The sequence below is a fragment of the Microbispora sp. NBC_01389 genome (assembly GCF_045040095.1).
In the GTDB taxonomy this organism is placed as follows: domain Bacteria; phylum Actinomycetota; class Actinomycetes; order Streptosporangiales; family Streptosporangiaceae; genus Microbispora.
Genome location: NZ_CP109552.1, coordinates 5,331,730 through 5,353,322, shown reverse-complemented (window position 1 = coordinate 5,353,322; position 21,593 = coordinate 5,331,730). Strand labels below are relative to the sequence as shown.

The 21,593-nt window shown below is 74.4% G+C and carries 6 protein-coding genes; 1 reads left to right on the top strand and 5 read right to left on the bottom strand.

Annotation, left to right across the window (positions count from 1 at the left end; genetic code table 11):
- Positions 1–9: 9 nt before the first annotated feature.
- The gene (locus tag OG344_RS23585) at positions 10–16,470 is read right to left on the bottom strand and encodes a type I polyketide synthase (RefSeq protein ID WP_405084939.1); all 16,461 of its coding nucleotides are present in this window, start codon (positions 16,468–16,470) and stop codon (positions 10–12) included.
- Positions 16,471–16,711: 241 nt separating this feature from the next.
- Here OG344_RS23585 and OG344_RS23580 point away from each other — a divergent pair, with 241 nt between their 5' ends.
- Complete coding sequence (locus OG344_RS23580; RefSeq protein WP_405084938.1) at positions 16,712–18,232, top strand: AMP-binding protein; 1,521 nt, start codon at positions 16,712–16,714, stop codon at positions 18,230–18,232.
- 237 nt (positions 18,233–18,469) lie between these two features.
- On the opposite strand, the gene OG344_RS23575 is transcribed toward OG344_RS23580, so the two are convergent.
- The 4 genes from OG344_RS23575 to OG344_RS23560 are packed head-to-tail and all read right to left on the bottom strand — an operon-like array spanning position 18,470 to position 21,562.
- The gene (locus OG344_RS23575; RefSeq protein WP_405084937.1) at positions 18,470–19,984 is read right to left on the bottom strand and encodes an amino acid adenylation domain-containing protein; all 1,515 of its coding nucleotides are present in this window, start codon (positions 19,982–19,984) and stop codon (positions 18,470–18,472) included.
- Positions 19,981–20,232, bottom strand: coding sequence for an acyl carrier protein (locus tag OG344_RS23570; protein WP_405084936.1), 252 nt, complete (start codon positions 20,230–20,232; stop codon positions 19,981–19,983). Before OG344_RS23570 ends, OG344_RS23575 begins: the two co-directional genes overlap by 4 nt.
- A gap of 11 nt (positions 20,233–20,243) precedes the next feature.
- Complete coding sequence (locus OG344_RS23565; protein WP_405084935.1) at positions 20,244–21,260, bottom strand: ACP S-malonyltransferase; 1,017 nt, start codon at positions 21,258–21,260, stop codon at positions 20,244–20,246.
- A 2-nt stretch (positions 21,261–21,262) separates the two neighbouring features.
- Complete coding sequence (locus OG344_RS23560; protein ID WP_327045442.1) at positions 21,263–21,562, bottom strand: hypothetical protein; 300 nt, start codon at positions 21,560–21,562, stop codon at positions 21,263–21,265.
- Between the last annotated feature and the right edge of the window lie 31 nt (positions 21,563–21,593).

Sequence of the window (21,593 nt, the reverse complement as noted above, 5' to 3'; positions counted from 1 at the left end):
CCCTCCTGCTCAGTTCGACCCGGACAACGCCGCGCGCACAAGGTCGCTGACCGTCATTTCGGTGATTTCCTGCATCGTCGGCAGGCTCGGTTCCGCCTGCCCCTCCTCCGGAGACGTCTCGCCGGGCAGACCGGGCAGCAGCTCCTCCCGCAGGTAGCCGGACAGCTCCCGCGGGTTCGGATAGTCGAACATCAGCGTCGCCGGCAGCCGCAGCCCGGTGGCCGCCGACAGCCGGTTGCGCAGCTCGATCGCGGCCAGCGAGTCCAGGCCCAGCTCGGTGAAGCCCCTGCCGATGTCGATCGCGTCCGGGTCGGCGTGCCGTACGGCCGCCACCTCCGCCCGCACCAGGTCGAGCAGGATCCGCTCCCGGTCGGCCGGTCCGGCGTCCGCCAGCCGTTCGGCGAGGGTCCGCTCCGCCGGCCGGGCGGCCTCGGGCCGCGCCGCCTTCGCGGGCACGAAACCGGCCAGCATGGGCGGGACGGACGGCGCGGCGGCGAGCGCGGCCCGGTCGAGCCGGAGCGGCACGAGCACCGCGTCCGGCCGGGCCAGCGCGGCGTCGATCAGCGCCAGCCCGTCCTCGGTGGACAGGGCGGGCATGCCGAGCGCGGCCATCCGGCGCTCCTCCGACTCCCCGTCGACGGCCTCGCCGCCGAGCCCGGTCCGCGTGGACCAGAGCGGGAAGGCCAGCGACGTCGCGGGCCGCCCGGCGGCCGCGCGGTGCGCGGCGAGGGCGTCGAGGAAGCGGTTGGCCGCGGCGTAGTTGCCCTGCCCGGCGCCGATCAGCAGCCCGGCGAACGAGGAGAACAGCACGAAGGCGGTCAGATCGGCGTCGGCGGTGAGCTCGTGCAGGTTCCAGGCGCCGTCGACCTTGGGCCGCAGCACCGCCTCGACCTGCTCGGGCGTCAGCGACCCGATCAGCGCGTTGTCCATCACGCCGGCCGCGTGGACCACCGCGCGCAGCGGCCGGTCCGGCGGGATCGCGGCGAGCACGCCCGCCAGCGCGGCCCGGTCGGCGACGTCGCACGCCGCGATCGACACCCGCGCGCCGAGGCCGGTCAGCTCGCGCTCCAGGCGCCGCGCCTCCTCGGTGTCCCGGCCGCGGCGGCTGGTCAGCAGCAGGTGCCGCACGCCGTGCGCGGTGACGAGATGCCGGGCGAGGTGCGCGCCGAGACCTCCGGCGCCGCCGGTGACGAGCACGGTGCCCTCCGGGTCCCACGGCGGCGTCTCGCGGTCCGCGGTCGCCGGGGCCAGCCGGGGCACGCGGGCGACGCCCTGCCGCAGCGTGATCTCCGGCTCGCCGGAGCGGATCGCGGGCAGCAGCACGGCCGTCGACGCCGGGGTGCCGTCGGTGTCGACGAGCACGAACCGGCCCGGATTCTCCTGCTGCGCCGCGCGGACCAGGCCCCAGACCGGCGCGTGGGCCAGCTCCTCGGTCCCGTCCGCGTCACCCACGGCGTGCCTGGTGAGGATCACCAGCCGGGAGGCGGCGAGGCGCTCGTCGGCCGGCCAGGTGCGCAGCACCTCCAGCACCTCGTGGACGGCCGCCCGCGTCCGTACGGGGACCTCGGCGGGCTCGGCGAGGCACTGGTGGATCACCAGGTCGGGCACCGGCGCGCCGGCGTCGATCGCCGACACCAGCGCGGCGAGGCCGTCGTACGCGCCGCCGGCCCGCCGCGCGAGGCCGAAGTGGTCGGCCCCGGCCAGCACCGGGGCGGTCCCGGCCGTCGCCCCCTCCAGCGGCAGGTCGCGCCATTCGAGCCGGAGGACCGACCCGCCCCGCGGGTCGCCGCCGGCCGTCCCGGTCACCTCCCGTGCGGCGAGCCGCCGCACCGTGGCGACCGTACGGCCCCGGTCGTCGGCCAGTGTCATCGTGGACAGTTCGTCGCCGCGCAGCCGGCGGATGTGCACCCGCAGCGCGGCGGCGCCACCCGTGTGCAGGGTCGTACCGGTCCAGGCGAACGGGATGACGGTGCGGCCCTCCCGCAGGCCCTGCTCGTCGAGCAGGTCGGCGTGGAAGGCGGCGTCGAGCAGCGCCGGGTGCAGGCCGAACCTCCGTGCCTCGGCCGCCGCCCCCTCGGGCAGGGCGACCTCGGCGTAGACGTCGTCGCCGTCGCGCCAGGCCGCGCGCAGCCCCTGGAACGCCGGGCCGTACTCGTATCCGCGGGCGGCCAGCAGGTCGTACCCGCCGGTGATCGCCGTCTCGGTGGCGCCGGGCGGCGGCCACTGGGTGAGGTCGGCGGCGGGCTCGGCGAGGGCGGGATCGTCCTGCGCGGCGAGCGTGCCGGTCGCGTGCCGCGTCCACCCGCCGCCGTCCTCAGGCCGGGTGTGGATGTGAATCACCCGGGCCCCGGCCGGGTCCGGCGGTTCCACGGTGACCTGCAGGGCGAGGGCGCCGCGGCCCGGCACGACGAGCGGCGCCTCCATGACCAGTTCGGCGATGGTCCGGCAGCCCACCTCCTGACCGGCGCGCAGGGCGAGCTCGACCAGGCCGCTGCCGGGCAGCAGGATCCGGCCCCGTACGCGGTGGTCGGCGAGCCACGGCTGGCTGCTCGTGGACAGCCGCCCGGTCAGCACCACCCGGTCGTCGGGCGTGGCCACGACGGCCGACAGCAGCGGGTGCGCGGCCGCCTGCTGGCCGAGGCCGGTCGCGTCGGCGGCGACCTGCGGCGCGTCGAGCCAGAACCGGCTGTTCTCGAAGGGATAGGTCGGCAGGTCCACCTGCGTCGCGCCGGTCCCGGCGAAGAACGCCCGCCAGTCGACGGGGACGCCGCCGGTGTGCAGCCGGGCGAGCGCGGTCAGGACGGCGGCCGGCTCGGGCCGATCCCGCCGAGCGGTGGCCGTGAACAGCGCGGTGTCCAGGGCGGTGTCCGGGGCGCTCCGCTGGGCCAGGGCGGTGAGCACGCCGTCCGGGCCGAGTTCGGCGAAGCGGGTGACGCCCGCCGCCGCCAGGGCCGAGACGGCCGCGGCGAAGCGGACCGGCCGCCTGACCTGGTCGACCCAGTAGTCCGCGGTGCACAGCTCCGCGCCGGCGACCTCGCCGGTGACCGTCGAGACGACCGGGATCGACGGTGCCGTGTAGGTGAGCGACCCGGCGACCGCGCGCAGGCCGTCCAGCATCGGCTCCATGAGCGGCGAGTGGAAGGCGTGCGAGACCCGCAGCCGGGTGGTCTTTCGTCCCTTCGCCGCGAACTCGGCCGCGATGGCGAGCACCTCGGCCTCGTCGCCGGACAGCACGACCGAGTCGGGGGCGTTGACCGCCGCGATGCCGGCCCGGCCGGTCAGCCGTGGTGTCACCTCGTCCTCGGTGTCCGCGACCGCGACCATCGCCCCGCCGGGCGGCAGCGCCTGCATCAGCGCGCCGCGGGCGGCCACCAGCGCGGCGGCGTCCGGAAGAGACAGCACCCCGGCGACGTGGGCCGCGGCCAGCTCGCCGATCGAGTGCCCGGCGAGATAGTCGGGCCGCACCCCCCAGGATTCGAGCAGTCGGTAGAGCGCCACCTCCAGCGCGAACAGGCCGCTCTGGGCGTACACCGTCTGGTTGACGAGATCGCCGTCCTCGCCCCACAGCACCTCGCGCAGCGGCCGGTCGCCCTGGTGATCGGGGTGCCGGTCCAGGTGGCGGTCGAGCTCGGCGAGCACGGCGTCGAACGCCTCGGCGAAGACCGGGAACGCCTCGTACAGCTCGCGGCCCATGCCGGGGCGCTGGCTGCCCTGCCCGGTGAACAGGAACGCGGTCTGCCCGCCCGTGCCGGTCACTCCGGTGACGAGGCCGGCCACGCCGGGGTCGACGGTGTCCGCGGCGGCCAGCGCGGCCAGGCCGCGCTCCGCCGAGGCGCGTCCGTCGGCGAGCACCACCGCGCGGTGGGCGTGCGCGGTCCGGCCGGTGGCCAGCGAGTAGCCGACGTCGCGAAGGTCCGGTTCCGGCTGGAGCTCCAGATGGGTCAGGAGCCGGCCCGCCTGGGCGCGCAGCGCGCGCGGGGTCCGGCCGGAGACCACCAGCGGCACGATCGGCAGGCCGGTGGGACCGGACGACCGCGTCTCCTCCGCCGGTGTCTGCCCAGTCGGCGTCTCCCCAGTCGGCGTCTCCCCAGTCGGCGTCTCCCCAGTCGCTGTCTCCTCGGCCGGCGCCTGCTCCAGGATCAGATGCGCGTTGGTGCCGCTGAGCCCGAACGACGACACCGCCGCCCGGCGCGGCCTGCCCTCCTCGGGCCAGGCCACCGGCTCGGTCAGCAGCCGCACCTGGCCGGAGTCCCAGTCCACCTGCGGCGACGGCTGGTCCACGTGCAGGGTGCGCGGCGCCGTCCCCGCCCGCATCGCCATCACCATCTTGATCACACCGGCCACCCCGGCCGCCGCCTGCGTGTGACCGATGTTCGACTTCACCGACCCCAGCCAGAGCGGCCGCTCCCGGCCCTGCCCGTACGTCGCGATGATCGCCTGCGCCTCGATCGGGTCGCCGAGGGTGGTGCCGGTGCCGTGACCCTCCACCACATCCACGTCAGCCGGGGAAAGCCCCGCCGCCGCCAGCGCCTGCCCGATCACCCGCTGCTGCGACGGACCGTTCGGCGCCGTCAACCCGTTCGACGCACCATCCTGGTTCACCGCCGAACCCCGGATCACCCCCAGCACCCGATGCCCACGCCGCCGCGCGTCCGACAACCGCTCCAGCACCAGCAGGCCGGCGCCCTCGCCCCACGCGGTGCCGTCGGCCCCGTCGGCGTACGACTTGCACCGGCCGTCGGCGGCCAGCCCGCGCTGGCGGCTGAAGTCGACGAACACCTCCGGCGTCGGCATGACCGTGACGCCGCCGGCCAGCGCCAGGTCGATCTCGCCGCGCTGCAGCGCCTGGTGGGCCATGTGTACCGCCACCAGCGACGACGAGCACGCGGTGTCCACGGTGATGGCCGGGCCCTCCAGGCCGAAGGCGTACGCGACTCGCCCGGAGGCGACGCTGGCGGCGCTGCCGTTGCCCAGGTAGCCGGCCAGTTCCTCGGGGACCTCGCGCAGCCGGCTGGCGTACTCGTGGTACATCACCCCGGCGTAGACGCCGGTGCGGCTGCCGCGCGCGGACCTCGGGTCGATGCCGGCCCGTTCGAACGCCTCCCAGGCGGTCTGCAGCAGCAGCCGCTGCTGCGGGTCCATCGCCAGCGCCTCGCGCGGCATGATGCCGAAGAACTCGGGGTCGAACTCGGCGGCGTCGTACAGGAACCCGCCCCGGCGGGTGTAGGTCTTGCCGGGCACGCCGGGCTCCGGGTCGTAGACGCCGTCGTCCCAGCCGCGGTCGGCGGGGAACTCGCCGATCGCGTCGACGCCGTCGGCGACCAGCCGCCACAGGTCCTCGGGCGACCGTACGCCGCCGGGGTAGCGGCAGGCCATGCCGACGATCGCGATCGGCTCGTCCGCGACCCGCTCCGCGGCGCGAGTGGTGAGCACGGGGGCTCCGCCGGTTCGGTCGGCTGCACGGTCGCCCATCAGGGCGGCCAGGCGGTCGGCGAGGTGCGCGGCGACCGCGCGGGCGGTCGGGTGGTCGAAGACCAGCGTCGCGGGCAGTGTCAGGCCACTCGACGCGCCCAGCCGGTTGCGGAACTCCATCGCGGCCAGCGAGTCGAAGCCGAGATCGGTGAACGGGCGGTCCGGGTCGATCTCGCCCGACCCGGCGTGGCCGAGCACCGCCGCCACGTCCGCGCGTACGAGGTCGAGCAGGATCCGGTCGCGGTCGGCGGCCGGGCGGCCGGCCAGCCGGTCGGCGAGCGCGTTCCCGGCCGCCGGGGCTGCGGCTGCCTGGGCTTTCGCGCGGGCGGCGAAGGCGCGCAGCGGCGCGGGCAGTTCGTCGGTGCGGGCGCGCAGGGCGGCCCGGTCCAGCCTGATCGGCAGTTGCACCGGGTCCGCGCCGAGCAGCGCGACGTCCAGCAGCGCGAGGCTCTCGTCGGCCGACAGCGGCGTGATGCCCTGCCGTTCGATGCGGGCGACGTCGCTCTCGCTGAGCCCCTCCGCCATCCCGGCGCCGGTCCACAGGTGCCACGGCAACGAGAGGGCGGGCAGTCCGTGGGCGTGCCGGTGCGCGGCCAGGCCGTCGAGGAAGGCGTTCGCCGCGGCGTAGTTGCCCTGGCCCGCGCCGGCCAGCGTGCTCGCCGTGGAGGAGAACAGGACGAAGGCGCTGAGGTCGCGGTCGCGGGTCAGTTCGTGCAGGTGCCAGGCCGCGTCGGCCTTGGGCGCGAACACGGTGTCCAGCCGGCTCTGGGTCAGCGACTCGATCAGCCCGTCGTCCAGCACCCCGGCCGCGTGCACCACCGCCGTCAGATCCGGCACCCCGTCCAGCAACCGCGCCACCGCCTCCCGGTCGGCCACATCACAGGCCACCACCCGCACCCGCGCACCCAGCTCGGTCAGCTCCGCCGCCAGCAGGTCGGCCCCCGGCGTGTCCGGACCACGACGCCCGGCCAGCACCAGCGACCGCACCCCATGCGCCGTCACCAGATGCCGCGCCACCCGCGCCCCGACCCCACCAACACCCCCGGTCACCACCACCGACCCACCACCGAACCCCACCGACCCGGAGCCAGAAGCCACCTGGGCAGAGCCGGAAATCGCCGACGCGGAGCCGGAGGTCACCGGCCCGGAGTCGGGGGTCGCCGACGCGGAGCCGAGGGTCACCGGCTGGGTTTCGGGGGTCACCGTGGTCAGGCGCGGCACCCGCACCTGACCGGCCCGGATCAGCAGTTCAGGCTCACCCGTGGCCACCGCAGCGGCCAGCACCGCCTCCGACTCCTCGGTCCCGTCGATGTCGGCCAGCACGAACCGGCCCGGCCACTCGGCCACCGCCGACCGCACCAGCCCCCACACCGGCGCCACCGACACATCCACATCCTCACCCGCCAGCCCCACCGCACCCCGCGTGACCACCACCAACGGCCCACCCGGCTCCGGAACGGCGACCCACTCCCGCACCCGCTCCAACACCCCGGCCACCACCGACCGCATCCCCGACAGCACCCCAGACAGGGCCTCGGAAGTGGCGGGGACGTCGAAGCGGGTGAACTCCGGCGTGGCGGCCGACTGGGCCGAAGCGGTGACCGGAGCGGGGACCCAGTCGACTCGGTAGACCCGCTCCCCCACCGCCTGGGCCGACATCGCCCGGCACACATACGACTCCACCGACGCCACCGGCGCACCGGAGGCGTCAGCGATCTCCAATGCCACCGCGTCCCCCGCGACATCCGCCACCGGCGTGATCCGCACCCGCACCAGCGACGCCCCCGCCGCGAACACGCTCACCCCACCGAACGCGAACGGCAACCGCACCACCCCGGCATCAGCGGCCTCCCCGGCCGCAGCCTCGGCGCCGGGATCGGCGCTCACATCGGTCGCCTGCAACACCGCGTCCAGCAACGCCGGATGCACCGCGAACCCGCCCGCCTGCACACCCCCGCCCTGAACGCCCCCGCCCTGAACACCATCAGGCAACGCGACCTCCGCGAACACCTCCCCCGCACCCCGCCACACCTTCCGCAACCCCCGGAACGCCGGCCCGTACCCATACCCCCGACCGGCCAACTCCGGATACCACGACGACACATCCACCACCTCGGCCCCCCGAGGCGGCCACTCCGCCAAATCGAACCCCGCCACCCCCACAACAGGACCCACCACACCCGACGCGTGCCGCACCCACACCCCGCCCCCGTCACCATCCGGACGGGAGAAGATCTGCACCGAGCGCGTCAGTCCGTCACCGGCCGCGCCGAGGACCACCCGCAGGGCGACCCCGCCCTCGGCGGGCAGCACGAGCGGCGCTTCGAGGACGAGCTCGTCGAGGCTGGGGCAGCCCGCCCAGTCGCCCGCCTGGGTGGCCAGCTCGATGAACCCGGTGCCGGGGAACAGGACCCGGCCCGAGATCACGTGGTCGGCCAGCCACGGATGCGTCCGCGGGGAGACACGACCGGTCAGCACCACCTCGCCGGACTCCGGCGACTCCACGGCGGCCGACAGGATCGGGTGCGTGATGTGGTCCAGCCCGGCCGCGCCGACGTCGCCCGCGCCGTACGTGTACCCGTCGAGCCAGAACCGCCTCCGCTGGAAGGCGTACGTCGGCAGGTCCAGCTCGACCGGGGCCTCGCCGCCGAAGTACGCGGCCCAGTCGACCGCCACTCCGTGCCCGTACGCGCGGCCGAGGCCGGCGACGAGTTCGCGCGCCTCGTCGCGGCCCTTGCGCGCGAGGGCGACGAACGCGGCCGCGTCCTCCGCGACGCAGGCCTGTCCCATCGCGGCGAGCACCGCGTCCGGCCCGAGCTCGACGAAGGCGGTGACGTTCCGGGCGGCGAGGTCGCCAACGGCGTCGGCGAACCGGACCGGCTCCCGCACGTGCCGCACCCAGTGTTCCGGCGAGCCCAGCTCCTCGGCGGTGGCGAGCGTGCCCGTGAGCGTGGACACCACGGGGATGGCCGGAGGCGCGAACGACAGTTGCTCCGCGACGCCGCGGAAGCCGGCGAGCATCGGCTCCATGAGCGCCGAGTGGAAGGCGTGGCTCACCCGCAGGGGGGTCGTCCGGTGGCCGTCGGCCGCGAGAGCCGCGGCGACCCGCGACACGGCCGCCTCGTCACCGGAGATCACCACCGACTCCGGCCCGTTGACCGCCGCGATGTCCACGCCGTCGCCGAGCAGCGGGCGCACCCGCTCCTCCGCCGCGCGTACGGCGACCATCGCCCCTCCGGCCGGCAGCGCCTGCATCAGGCCGCCCCGCGCGGCGACCAGGCGGGCCGCGTCGGCCAGGGACAGCACCCCGGCGACGTGCGCGGCGGCCAGCTCGCCGATCGAGTGCCCGGCGACGTAGTCCGGCCGCACCCCCCACGACTCCAGCAGCCGGTAGAGGGAGACCTCCAGGGCGAACAGCGCGGCCTGGGCGTAACCGGTCTGGTTCACCAGGTCGCCGTCCTCGCCCCACAGCACCTCGCGCAGCGGCCGGTCCAGGTGGCGGTCCAGCTCGGCGAGCGCGGCGTCGAACGCCCCGGCGAAGATCGGGAAGGCGCCGTACAGCTCGCGGCCCATGCCGAGGCGCTGACTGCCCTGTCCGGTGAACAGGAACGCCACCTTGCCCTCGCGGGCCGCTCCGGCGGGCGCCGAGCCGTCCGCCAGCGCGGCGAGACCGGCCGCGAGCTCGGCTCTGTCCGTGCCGGTCACGACGGCCCGGCATTCGAGCGCGGCGCGCGTGACGGCGAGGGCGCGGCCGAGCTCGCCGATCTCCGCGTCCGGCAGCGTCTCCAGGTACGGCAGCAGCCGCTCGGCCTGGGCGCGCAGCGCCTGCGGGGTGCGGCCCGACACGACCAGCGGCACGGTCGCGGGGGCGGGCAGCGGTTCCCTCGCGGGTTCGGCCGGCGCCGACTCGACGATCACGTGGGCGTTGGTGCCGCTGATCCCGAACGACGACACCGCCGCCCGGCGCGGCCTGGCCTCCTCCGGCCAGGCCACCGGCTCGCTCAGCAGCCGCACCTGACCGGCGTCCCAGTCCACCTGGGGTGAGGGCTCCGCGGCGTGCAGCGATCTCGGCAGCTCGCCGTGGCGCATCGCCATCACCATCTTGATCACACCGGCCACCCCGGCCGCCGCCTGCGTGTGACCGATGTTCGACTTCACCGACCCCAGCCAGAGCGGCCGCTCCCGGCCCTGCCCGTACGTCGCGATGATCGCCTGCGCCTCGATCGGGTCGCCGAGGGTGGTGCCGGTGCCGTGACCCTCCACCACATCCACGTCAGCCGGGGAAAGCCCCGCCGCCGCCAGCGCCTGCCCGATCACCCGCTGCTGCGACGGACCGTTCGGCGCCGTCAAGCCGTTCGACGCACCATCCTGGTTCACCGCCGAACCCCGGATCACCCCCAGCACCCGATGCCCACGCCGCCGCGCGTCCGACAACCGCTCCAGCACCAGCAGGCCGATGCCCTCGCTCCAGCCGACGCCGTCCGCGCCCGCGCCGAACGACTTGCACCGGCCGTCGGCGGCCAGCCCGCGCTGACGGCTCATGTCCACGAAGGTGTCGGGGGTGGACATGACGGTGACGCCGCCCGCCAGGGCCAGGTCGCACTCTCCCCCGCGCAGCCCGGCGGCGGCCAGGTGGATGGTGACCAGCGACGACGAGCACGCCGTGTCCACGGTCATCGCCGGGCCCTCCAGCCCGAAGACGTACGCGACCCGCCCGGACGCGACCCCGGCCAGGCTGCCGTTGCCGTGGTAGGCGGCGATCTCCTCGGGCAGCGGGCCGAGCCGCAGGCCCCAGTCGTGGTACATGACCCCCGCGTAGACGCCGGTGCGGCTGCCGCGTACCGACCTCGGGTCGATGCCGGCCCGCTCGAACGCCTCCCAGGAGACCTCCAGCAGCAGCCGCTGCTGCGGGTCCATGGCCTGCGCCTCACGCGGGCTGATGCCGAAGAAGTCGGCGTCGAAGTCCGCCGCGTCGTACAGGAACCCGCCCTCGCGGGTGTAGCTGGTGGCGGGACGGCTCAGCTCCGGGTCGTACACGTCATGCGGCCAGCCCCGGTCGGCGGGGAACTCGCCGACCGCGTCGACGCCGTCGGCGACCAGCCGCCACAGGTCCTCGGGCGACCGTACGCCGCCGGGGTAGCGGCAGGCCATGCCGACGATCGCGATGTCCTCGGTGGGGGCGATGGCGACGGTGGTCTCCCGGCGGGCCCGCACCGGCTTCGCGTCGATGGTCTCGGCCAGGTGGGTGGCGAGCGCGAGGGGCGTGGGGTAGTCGAAGACCAGGGTCGCGCTCAGCTTCAGGCCGCTGATCGCGTTGAGCCGGTTGCGCAGCTCCACCGCCGCGAGCGAGTCGAAGCCGAGTTCGTTGAACGCGCGCGCGGGCGCGACGGCGGCGCCGCTCTCATGCCCGAGTACGGCGGCGGCCTCGGCGCGGACCACCTCGACCAGGGCATCGACACGCGCGGCGCCGGACAGGCCGGCCAGCCTCTCGGCGAGGCCCCCCTTGCCACCGGCGGGGGCGTTGCGGGCGCCCGCGCGCTTCGTCGCCGGGCGCACCAGCCCGCGCAGCAGCGTCGGGATGCCGTCGGCGCGTTCGCGGACCGCCCGGTGGTCCACCCGGACCGGGACGACCGCAGGCACACCGCTGCGTATCCCGGCGTCCAGCAGCGCGAGGTTCTCCTCGGACGACAGCGGCACCAGCCCGGACCGCGCGATGCGCGCCAGCGCGGCCTCGTCCAGTCCGGCGCCCATCCCGGCGCCGGCCCACAGGCCCCAGGCCAGCGAGGTCGCGGGCAGTCCGCAGGCGTGCCGGTGGGCGGCCAGGGCGTCGAGGAAGGCGTTGGCCGCGGCGTAGTTGCCCTGACCGGGCGCGTCGAACAGGGTCGCGGTGCTGGAGAACAGGACGAAGGCGCTGAGGTCGCGGTCACGGGTCAGCTCGTGCAGGTGCCAGGCGGCGCCGGCCTTGGGCGCGAACACGGTGTCCAGCCGGCTCTGGGTCAGCGACTCGATCAGCCCGTCGTCCAGCACACCGGCCGCGTGCACCACCGCCGTCAGATCCGGCACCCCGTCCAGCAACCGCGCCACCGCCTCCCGGTCGGCCACATCACAGGCCACCACCCGCACCCGCGCACCCAGCTCGGTCAGCTCCGCCGCCAGCAGGTCGGCCCCCGGCGTGTCCGGACCACGACGCCCGGCCAGCACCAGCGACCGCACCCCATGCGCCGTCACCAGATGCCGCGCCACCCGCGCCCCGACCCCACCAACACCCCCGGTCACCACCACCGACCCACCACCGAACCCCACCGACCCGGAGCCAGAAGCCACCTGGGCAGAGCCGGAAATCGCCGACGCGGAGCCGGAGGTCACCGGCCCGGAGTCGGGGGTCGCCGACGCGGAGCCGAGGGTCACCGGCTGGGTTTCGGGGGTCACCGTGGTCAGGCGCGGCACCCGCACCTGACCGGCCCGGATCAGCAGTTCGGGCTCACCCGTGGCCACCGCAGCGGCCAGCACCGCCTCCGACTCCTCGGTCCCGTCGATGTCGGCCAGCACGAACCGGCCCGGCCACTCGGCCACCGCCGACCGCACCAGCCCCCACACCGGCGCCACCGACACATCCACATCCTCACCCGCCAGCCCCACCGCACCCCGCGTGACCACCACCAACGGCCCACCCGGCTCCGGAACCGCGACCCACTCCCGCACCCGCTCCAACACCCCGGCCACCACCGACCGCATCCCCGAAAGCACCCCTGACAGCGCCCAAGACGGCGCGTCGCCCGATGGCCCGGACGACTCCGCAGACGACGGTCCCTCCGCCGGCACACCAGACGGTGCTTCCGCCAGCGCGTCCGACGAAGCGTCCCGGAGTGCGCTTGACGGGGCTTCGGGGGTGCCGGGGACGTCGAAGCGGGTGAACTCCGGCGTGGCGGCCGACTGGGCCGAGGCGGTGGCTGGGGCGGGGACCCAGTCGACTCGGTAGACCCGCTCCCCCACCGCCTGGGCCGACATCGCCCGGCACACATACGACTCCACCGACGCCACCGGCGCACCGGAGGCGTCAGCGATCTCCAACGCCACCGCGTCCCCCGCGACATCCGCCACCGGCGTGATCCGCACCCGCACCAGCGACGCCCCCGCCGCGAACACACTCACCCCACCGAACGCGAACGGCAACCGCACCGCCCCCACATCGGCCCCCTCGGGACCGCCAGCGGGATCGGCGCTCACATCCGTCGCCTGCAACACCGCGTCCAGCAACGCCGGATGCACCGCGAACCCACCCGCCTGCACACCCCCGCCCTGAACGCCCCCGCCCTGAACACCATCAGGCAACGCGACCTCCGCGAACACCTCCCCCGCACCCCGCCACACCTTCCGCAACCCCCGGAACGCCGGCCCGTACCCATACCCCCGACCGGCCAACTCCGGATACCACGACGACACATCCACCACCTCGGCCCCCCGAGGCGGCCACTCCGCCAGATCGAACCCCGCCACCCCCACAACAGGACCCACCACACCCGACGCGTGCCGCACCCACGCCCCGTCCCCGTCACCATCCGGACGGGAGAAGACGTCGACCACCCGCCGCCCGGCGTCGTCCGGTTCGGCCACCACGACCTGCACCGACACTCCGCCGCTGCGCTCGGGCACGACCAGCGGGGCGTGCAGGGTCAGGTCCTCGACCTGCGGGCAGCCGGCCTGGTCTCCGGCGTACACGGCCAGTTCGAGGAGGGCGGTGCCCGGGAGCAGCACGCGGCCCGAGATCACGTGGTCGGCCAGCCACGGATGCGTCCGCAGGGACAGGCGGCCGGTCAGCACCACGCGGTCCTCTCCGGCGGCGCGCAGCACGGCGCCGAGGAGCGGATGGTCCGCGGGCGCCTGGCCAAGGCCCAGGGCGTCGTTCGGCTCCTGCGGGGACATCCAGAAACGCCTGCCCTGGAAGGCGTACGTCGGCAGGTCGACGCGGCGGGCGGCCGGGCCGTACGCCGAGCCCTCCAGTGCGGCACCGCGCGTGTGGGCGACGGCCACCGCGGACAGCAGCTGGCGCACCTCACCGCGGTCCCGCCGCAGCACGGGCACGAAGGCGAGGTCGCCGGAGGCGTCGGCGAGGCAGTCCTGGGCCATCGCGCTGAGCACGCCGTCCGGCCCGATCTCCACGAACGTGTCCACGCCTCTGGCGTGCAGCGCGGCGACGCCGTCGCGGAACCGCACGGCGTCGCGGACGTGCCGCACCCAGTAGTCCGGCGAGCACAGCTCCTCGGCGGTGGCGAGTTCGCCGGTCACGGTGGACACGACCGGCAGGCTCGGCGGCGAGTACGTCAGGATCCCGGCCATCCGCGCGAACTCGGCGAGCATCGGCTCCATCAGCGGCGAGTGGAAGGCGTGGCTCACCCGCAGCCGCCTGGTCTTGCGGCCGTCGGCCTCGAACCGGGCCGCGATGGCCAGCACCTCCGCCTCGTCGCCCGAGACGACGACCGCCCGGGGGCCGTTGACCGCCGCGATGCCGGCGCGGCCGGTGAGTAGCGGCGTGACCTCGTCCTCGGCCGCCTGGATCGCGACCATCGCGCCGTCGGCCGGGAGGGCCTGCATCAGGCGGCCGCGGGCGGCGACCAGCGTGGCCGCGTCCTCAAGCGACAGCACCCCGGCCACGTGCGCGGCGGCCAGCTCGCCGATCGAGTGCCCGGCGACGTAGTCCGGCCGCACCCCCCACGACTCCAGCAGCCGGTAGGCGGCGACCTGCACCGCGAACAACGCCGGCTGCGCGTACGCCGTCTGGTGGAGGAGGTCGGCCTCAGGGGTGCCGGGCTCGGCGAACAGCACGTCCAGGAGCGGGCGGTCGAGCTGGAGGTCCAGATATCCGGCGGCGTCGTCCAGGGCGGCGGCGAAGACGGGATACGTCCCGCACAGTTCGCGGCCCATGTCCAGGCGCTGGCTGCCCTGCCCGGTGAACAGGTACGCCAGCGCGCCGCCGGTGACGCTTCCGCTGACGACGTCCGGGCCGCTCTCGCCCTGGGACAGGGCGCGCAGCCCGCGCAGGCACTCGTCCCGGCCGGCGGCCAGGACGACCGCCCGGTCCTGGAACGCCGTACGGGTGGTCACCAGGGAGAATCCGGCGTCGGCGGGCGTCACGGTGTCGTCGGCCGCCAGCATGTCGTGCAGCCGGGCGGCCTGGGCCCGCAGCGCATCGTCTCCCCGGGCGGACACCGGAACCAGGCACGGCGCCGTCGTCCGGGCCGGCGTCGTCTCCTGATCGGGCGTCGTCTCCTGATCGGGCGCCGTCTCCTGATCGGGCGCCGTCGCCGTGTCCGACGGCGGCTCTTCGATGATCACGTGGGCGTTGGTGCCGCTGACGCCGAACGCCGAGACGCCCGCCCGCCGGGGCCGTCCGTTCTCCTGCCAGGGCACGGGCTCGGTGAGCAGCGACACGCGGCCCGCCGACCAGTTCACGGCCGACGACGGCTGGTCGACGTGCAGGGTCTTCGGCAGCACCCCGTGCCGCATGGCCAGCATCATCTTGATCAGGCCGACGACGCCGGCCGCCGCCTGGGTGTGGCCGATGTTCGACTTCACCGATCCCAGCCACAGCGGGTCGTCCGGCCCGCGGCCCTGGCCGTACGTGTCGATGATCGCCTGTGCCTCGATGGGGTCGCCGAGCGTGGTGCCGGTGCCGTGCGCCTCGACCACGTCCACGTCGGCCGCCGCGAGGCCCGCGTCGGCGAGCGCCTGCCGGATCACCATCCGCTGGGCGCGGCCGCTCGGCGCGGTCAGGCCGTTGGACGCGCCGTCCTGGTTGATCGCCGAGCCACGCAGGACCGCGTGCACGGTGTGGCCGTTGCGGCGCGCGTCCGACAGCCGCTCCAGGACCAGCACGGCCGCGCCCTCGGAGAAGCCGGTGCCGTCGGCGGCCTCGGCGAACGGCTTGCAGATCCCGTCGGGCGCGAGACCGCGCAGCCTGCTGAACGCCGTGAACACCCCGGGGCTGCTCAGCACGGCCACGCCGCCCACCAGCGCGAGGCCGCACTCGCCGTTGCGCAGGGCCTGCGCCGCGACGTGCACCGCGACGAGCGAGCCCGAGCAGGCGGTGTCGATCGCGAGCGCCGGTCCGAGCAGCCCGAGCGTGTACGCCACCCGGCCGGCCACCACGCTGGTCGCGTTGCCGGTGATCAGGTAGCCGTCGAGCCCGTCGGGCGCGTCGGCGATTCGCGGGCCGTACTCCTGGGGCTCGACCCCGATGTAGACGCCGGAGCGGCTGCCCGCGAGCGAGGCCGGGTCGATGCCGGCGCGCTCGATCGCCTCCCAGGCGGTCTCCAGCACGAGCCGCTGCTGCGGGTCCATGGTCTGCGCCTCGCGCGGGCTGATGCCGAAGAAGTCGGCGTCGAAGAGCGTCGCCTCCGGCAGGAAGCCGCCGCGCCGCAGGTAGGTGGTGCCGGGCTGGTCCGGGTCGTGGTCGAACAACCTCTCCAGGTCCCAGCCGCGGTCGTCGGGGAAGTCGGTGAGGACGTGCCGGCCGTCGTCGACCAGGCGCCACAGCCCATCGGGTGAGTCGACCCCGCCGGGCAGGCGGCAGCCGATGCCGACGATGGCGATCGGCTCGTCGAGGGCCCGCCGCTCCCCCGCGACCGGCTCCGGGCCGGCCTCGGGGCCGGTGTCCCCGAGGAGCTCCGTACGCAGGAAGCCGGCGAGGGACGCCGGTGTCGGGTGGTCGAAGGCGGCGCTCACCCCCAGCGCGAGCCCGGTCACGGCGTTGAGCAGGCTCTGCAGTTCGACCAGGGCGATCGAGTCGAGACCGAGATCCCGGAACGCCCGGCGGGCCGAGACCTCTGCCGGGGCCTCCGGCCGGAACCTGCGCAGCACGGCTGCCGTCTGCGTGCACACCAGATCGAGCAGAAGGCGGTTTTGCTCGGCGAGCGGCAGACCGGTCAGGCGGGCGGCCAGCGCCGCTCCTCCATCCGGTATGCGTGTTGCCCACGACCCGTCGAACCCAGACTCAGACATGGCGTACCTCTGCCGAAATATAGGTGCCTGAAAAGGCGACACATCTCACCCACTATCTAGGCAAACCATAAGACAGGGAATCACCCGCCCAATAACCCCTATCGCCCCCAGACTTCGCCCGCGGTCGCGGCGCCCGGCGTTGCCGGAAGTCGCGGTGGAGTGTTATCAAAAAATAGTGATCCATGGCCATATGTCTCTGCACCGGATCCGTCTGGGTAACGATCTGCTGCACGAATTCCTCTTGCAATGGGCGGAATGGACGCCGGACAGTCCAGCCGTCATACAGCCGCGCGGCGACGGCGAATTCGACGTCATCACCTACGAAGGACTGCTGCGCCGGGTGGAGGAGTACGCTGCCGGGCTCGACGCGGCGGACCTCGACGTCGGCGACCGCGTCGTGCTCGAGTCGGACACCACCGCGGCGGGAATCGCGATGTTCCTGGCCTGCTCGGCGCGGGGCGTCACCTACATCCCGGTGAGCAGCGAGACCCCGCGGGCCCGGCGGCTGTCCATCGTCGAGTCGGCCGAGCCCGCGCTCTACCTGCGCGCCGCCGACCGGCCCGAGGTCGAACTTCCGCCGGAGGTCGGGACCGGGGTGTTCGGCCCCGACGGGGTGCGGATCGACACCGCACCCCGGGGCCGCCGGGCCGAGTGGCGCACGCCGATCCCGTCGGACCCGGCGTACATGATCTTCACGTCGGGCAGCACCGGCCGGCCGAAGGGGGTGGTGATGAGCCACCGGGCGGCCCTCGCCTTCTTCCGCGGGATGCTGGCCCACGAGATCGTCGGGCCCGGCGGGCGGGTGGCGTCCACGTCGCCGTTCCAGTTCGACTTCTCGCTGCTCGACATCGCGCTCGCCCTCGGCAGCGGCGCCGCCGTCGTGCCGGTGCCGCGCGACCTGCTCCGCTGGCCCAGGCGGTTCGTCGGGTTCCTGCGGGACGCGCAGGTCACGCAGGTCAACGGGGTGCCGTCGATCTGGCGGCCGGTGCTGCGGCACGAGGCCGGCGCCCTCGCGGAGCTCAACCGGATCTCCGGCATCCTCTACTCCGGCGAGAACTTCCCGCTTCCCGAGCTGCGGCGGATCCAGGAGCTGCTGCCCGGCGTGCGGATCGTGAACTGCTTCGGCAGCACGGAGTCGATCGCCGCCTCCCTGACCGACGTGCCCGACCCGCTCCCGCCCGACCAGAAGCGCCTGTCCATCGGCCGCGCGCACCAGGGCGCGGACCTGATGCTGATCGGCGAGTCGGGCAACCCGATCAACACGCCCGGCGTCGTCGGCGAGCTCTACCTGCGCAGCGCCGCCCTGTTCAGCGGCTACTGGGACGACCCCGAGGCGACCGCGAGGGCGCTCGTGCCCGACCCTCTCAACCCGCGCTCCGGCCAGCCGGTCTTCCGTACGGGCGACCTCGCCTATCTCGGCGAGTCAGGCGAGCTGTACTTCTGCGGCCGGGCCGACTCGCAGGTGAAGATCCGCGGCAACCGGGTCGAGCTCGGCGAGGTGGAGCGGCGGATCCTCGAGTTCCCCGGCATCGCCGGGGCCGCGGCGACCATGCTGCCGCGGCCGGGAGGAGATCCGGTGCTCGCGGCCTTCGTCGTGCTGGAGCCCGGCGCGCCCGCGCTGGAGCACCGCGACCTGGAGGCGTTCTGCCTGGCCACGCTGCCCGACTACATGGCTCCGCAGCGCATCGTGCAGCTGCGCGAGCTGCCCCTCACGCCCAACGGGAAGGTGGACCGCCTGGCGCTGGCCGCCCAGCACGGGTGAGCCGCCCGGGCCACGAGCCGCGACCGGTCCTCGCGTCAGGCGCCTGCCGCGAGGACCGGTCGCTTCGTCGTACGGGCCGGTCGTGCGGGGACCTTCGTCGCACGGGGACATAGGCACCGGGATGGGAGTGTGTGGGCATGCCACGGCCCTCCCCGGTGGCTGGGGGTGGGGCCACCGGGGAGGGCCGTGCCCTCGGGAGGGTTCCTCGGTCGATCAGGCGGTTCAGGATCAGGCGGTTCAGGCGATCGCGGCGGCCTCCCGGGCGAGGCGGGCCCGGTCGATCTTCCGGTTGGAGTTCAGCGGGAAGTCCTCGACGTGCCGGTACTCCCGGGGCAGCAGGCCGGACGGCAGTACCCGGCGCAGCCGGCCGGCCAGCTCGGCCTGCCGGGTGGGCACGCCGGTGTAGAAGGTCACCAGCTCGGTGGTGCCGTCGACCGTACGCGTCACCGCGACGGCGTCCTGGACGCCTGGGCAGGAGCGCAGGGCGTGCTCGATCTCGGCGAGCTCCACCCGCCAGCCCTGGACCTGCACCTGCGAGTCCAGCCGTCCCAGATAGACCAGCTCGCCGTTCGGCAGGACCCGCACGCGGTCTCCGGTGCGATACCAGCCGCGGCCGTCGTGGCGCAGGAACCTGCCCTCGTTGTCGTCCGGATCCAGATATCCCGAGGTCAGCTGCGGGCCGGTGATGCACAGCTCGCCCTCGGTGTCGCTGTGCTCGCCGTCCGCGGTGCGCAGCAGCCAGTCGTGGCCCTCGTGCACCGCGCCGATCGGCGCCAGGCCGTTGACGCACAGCCCCGGCGAGGTCTCCGGCGACCAGCGGTGCCCGGTGACGGTGATGGTCAGCTCGGTCGGACCGTAGATGTTCTCCAGGGTCGACCCGGGGGCGGCGGCCTGCCAGCCGGCCGCGTCGTCCCCGCGCAGCGCCTCGCCCGCGAACAGGCTCCAGCGGAGCGTCGGCATCGAGCCGGGCGTGAGTCCGCCCCGCCTGCGGACCAGGACGATGCCGCTCGGCGTGGAGAACCAGACGGTCATCCGCCGTTCGGCCAGGAAGGCCGGCAGGTCGAGGTAGGCGGTGGCCGGCACGGGGTGGACGCTCGCGCCCGCGCCCCACGCGCAGAACATGTCGAACATCGCGCAGTCGAAGTTCAGGTCGAACGTCTGTGAGAACACGTCGTCCGGGCCGAAGTCGTAGCGCTCGTCCATCAGCCGGAAGTAGTGGGCGGTGCTGGCGTGCGTGATCGGCACGCCCTTGGGCCGGCCCGTCGATCCGGAGGTGAACAGCAGGTACGCGATGTCGGTCGGCGCCACCGGCAGGGGGGCGTCGAGCGCCGTCCCGGCGGCGGGCCGGTCGACGCCGATCACCGGGATGTCCGTGCCCGACGCGGCGATCTCGTCGAGCACCCGCCGCCCGTGCCCGTCCGCGAGCACCACGGAGACGTCCGCGGCGGTCAGCATGCGCCGGGTCCGCTCCACCGGGAAGTCCGGGTGCAGCGGCGCGACCGCGGCTCCGGAGTAGAGACCGGCGAGGATGCCGGCGTAGCTCTCCACGGACTTGCCGGCCAGCACGCCGACCGCCTTCGGCCGTGCGCCCACGACGTCGAGCAGCGCGCCCGCCAGGCGGAGCGCGTGCTCGTGGAGCTCCGCGTAGGTGAGCACCCGGTCGCCGTCCCTGACGGCCGGGCGGTCGGGCGCGAGCGCGAGCCCGCGCAGGAACCGGGCGTACAGCGCGTGCTCGTCGGTCACGCCGGTCACGTGACCGTGCTGAGCGTCGCCCAGAGCGCGCCCGGCGTGGCGAAGTTGCCGAGGCTGAGCATGTCGTCGCGGAAGCGGACCTGGTAGGTGCTCTCCAGTGACGCGAGCAGGTCGACCATGCTCATTGAGTCGAGGCCGAGGTCACGCAGGTCGCTGCTCTCCGTGAGCTGGGTCCCGTCCGGCAGGAACGGCAGGTGTTTGCGGAGTAAGGTCTCGAATCGCTCGTCCCACATGATGACTCTCTCCACGGGGTGGTCTTCTAGGAAGGGCTCGCCCCGGCTCGGGCGAGGGTGTCTTGTGCGGCGCGCTGTTGGGCGGCGCCGCGCTCCTGGGCCGTGCGGTGCTCCTGGGCGGCGCGGTCCCGCCGGCGCGGACGCACGGCCCAGCGCGGGTCGAGCGCGACGACCTCGAAGTTGCGGGTGGTGACGCCCACCCGGCCCCAGAGCTGGTCGGGACCGGAGACGTACAGCTTCGTGACGCCCCGCTCCCGCAGCGTGCCGACGACGGCCGGCCAGCGGACCGGGCGGACGATCCCGTCGAGCAGGATGTCCCGGACGCCGGCCGCGGTGTCCCGTACGCCACCGTCCTGGTCCGCGACGACCGGAATCGCCGGGTCCGTGAACGTGAGCGTGGGGAACAGTTCGGCCTCCACCCTGTCCCGTAGGCCGCCGAAGGCGCGGCAGTGCAGGGGCGGGTCCATGACGTAGAGCGGAAGCCCGCCGTGCGCCCGCAGCCGGCCGCGCAGCCCGTCGAGCACGTCGCGCCGTACGGACAGCATGTGGAAGTCGTCGTCGACGTGACAGGAGACCTCGTACCACTCGCCGCGTTCGTCCATCTCGGCGAGCAGTTCGGCCAGCTTCTCCTTCGGCACCCGCACGAACGACTGGGTCACCACGTCGGGGTGCTCGGCCGCGAAATATTCGGTCTCGTAGCGCACCAGTTCGGCGGTGAGCCGCACCCCGTCGGCGAAGCTCAGCGCGCCGGAGTGGACGGCGGCCGCCTTGCCGCCGAAACTCGCTCCGGCGCACAGGCCCGGCGCGACGCCGGACTCCTCCCGCGCCCACGTCGCGAGCGCCACGCAGTTGACGAAGAAGGCGACCTGCGCGTATTCGGAATAGTCGCCGCCCGTCTCGCGGTAGCGTTCGAAGAGGTCATATCCCAGCACGTCGCCGGCGACCGCCACCAGCCGCCTGGCGACCGGGTTGACCAGCATGAACCTGGCCACGGTCGTGAAGTCGCACGGCCCCATGCCGGGAAAAACGATGGCGCTGTCCATGCTCAGAGGCGGCGGCCCGTGATCGGGAAGCCGGGGAACATGCCCGGCTTCACCTGGCCGTACAGAGTGCTGTCGTTGATCGTGGCGGTGAACTTCAGCTTGATCGGCATGGGCTTGGTCACCTTGAGCTTCCAGGTGACGGCGTTGCCGGTGACCTTGCCCTCCAGCAGCTCGGGGTTCGGCTCATCGGTTCCGGTAAGCGCGCCGACCAGTTCCTCCCCGTTCGACTTCAGGTCGAAGAAAAGGGTCTGCTTGCCCATGGGGCTCTGCATTTCGACCGCCCACTTGCCGTCGACAGGCATGGCATTCCTCACATTCACATAGCGGCTGATT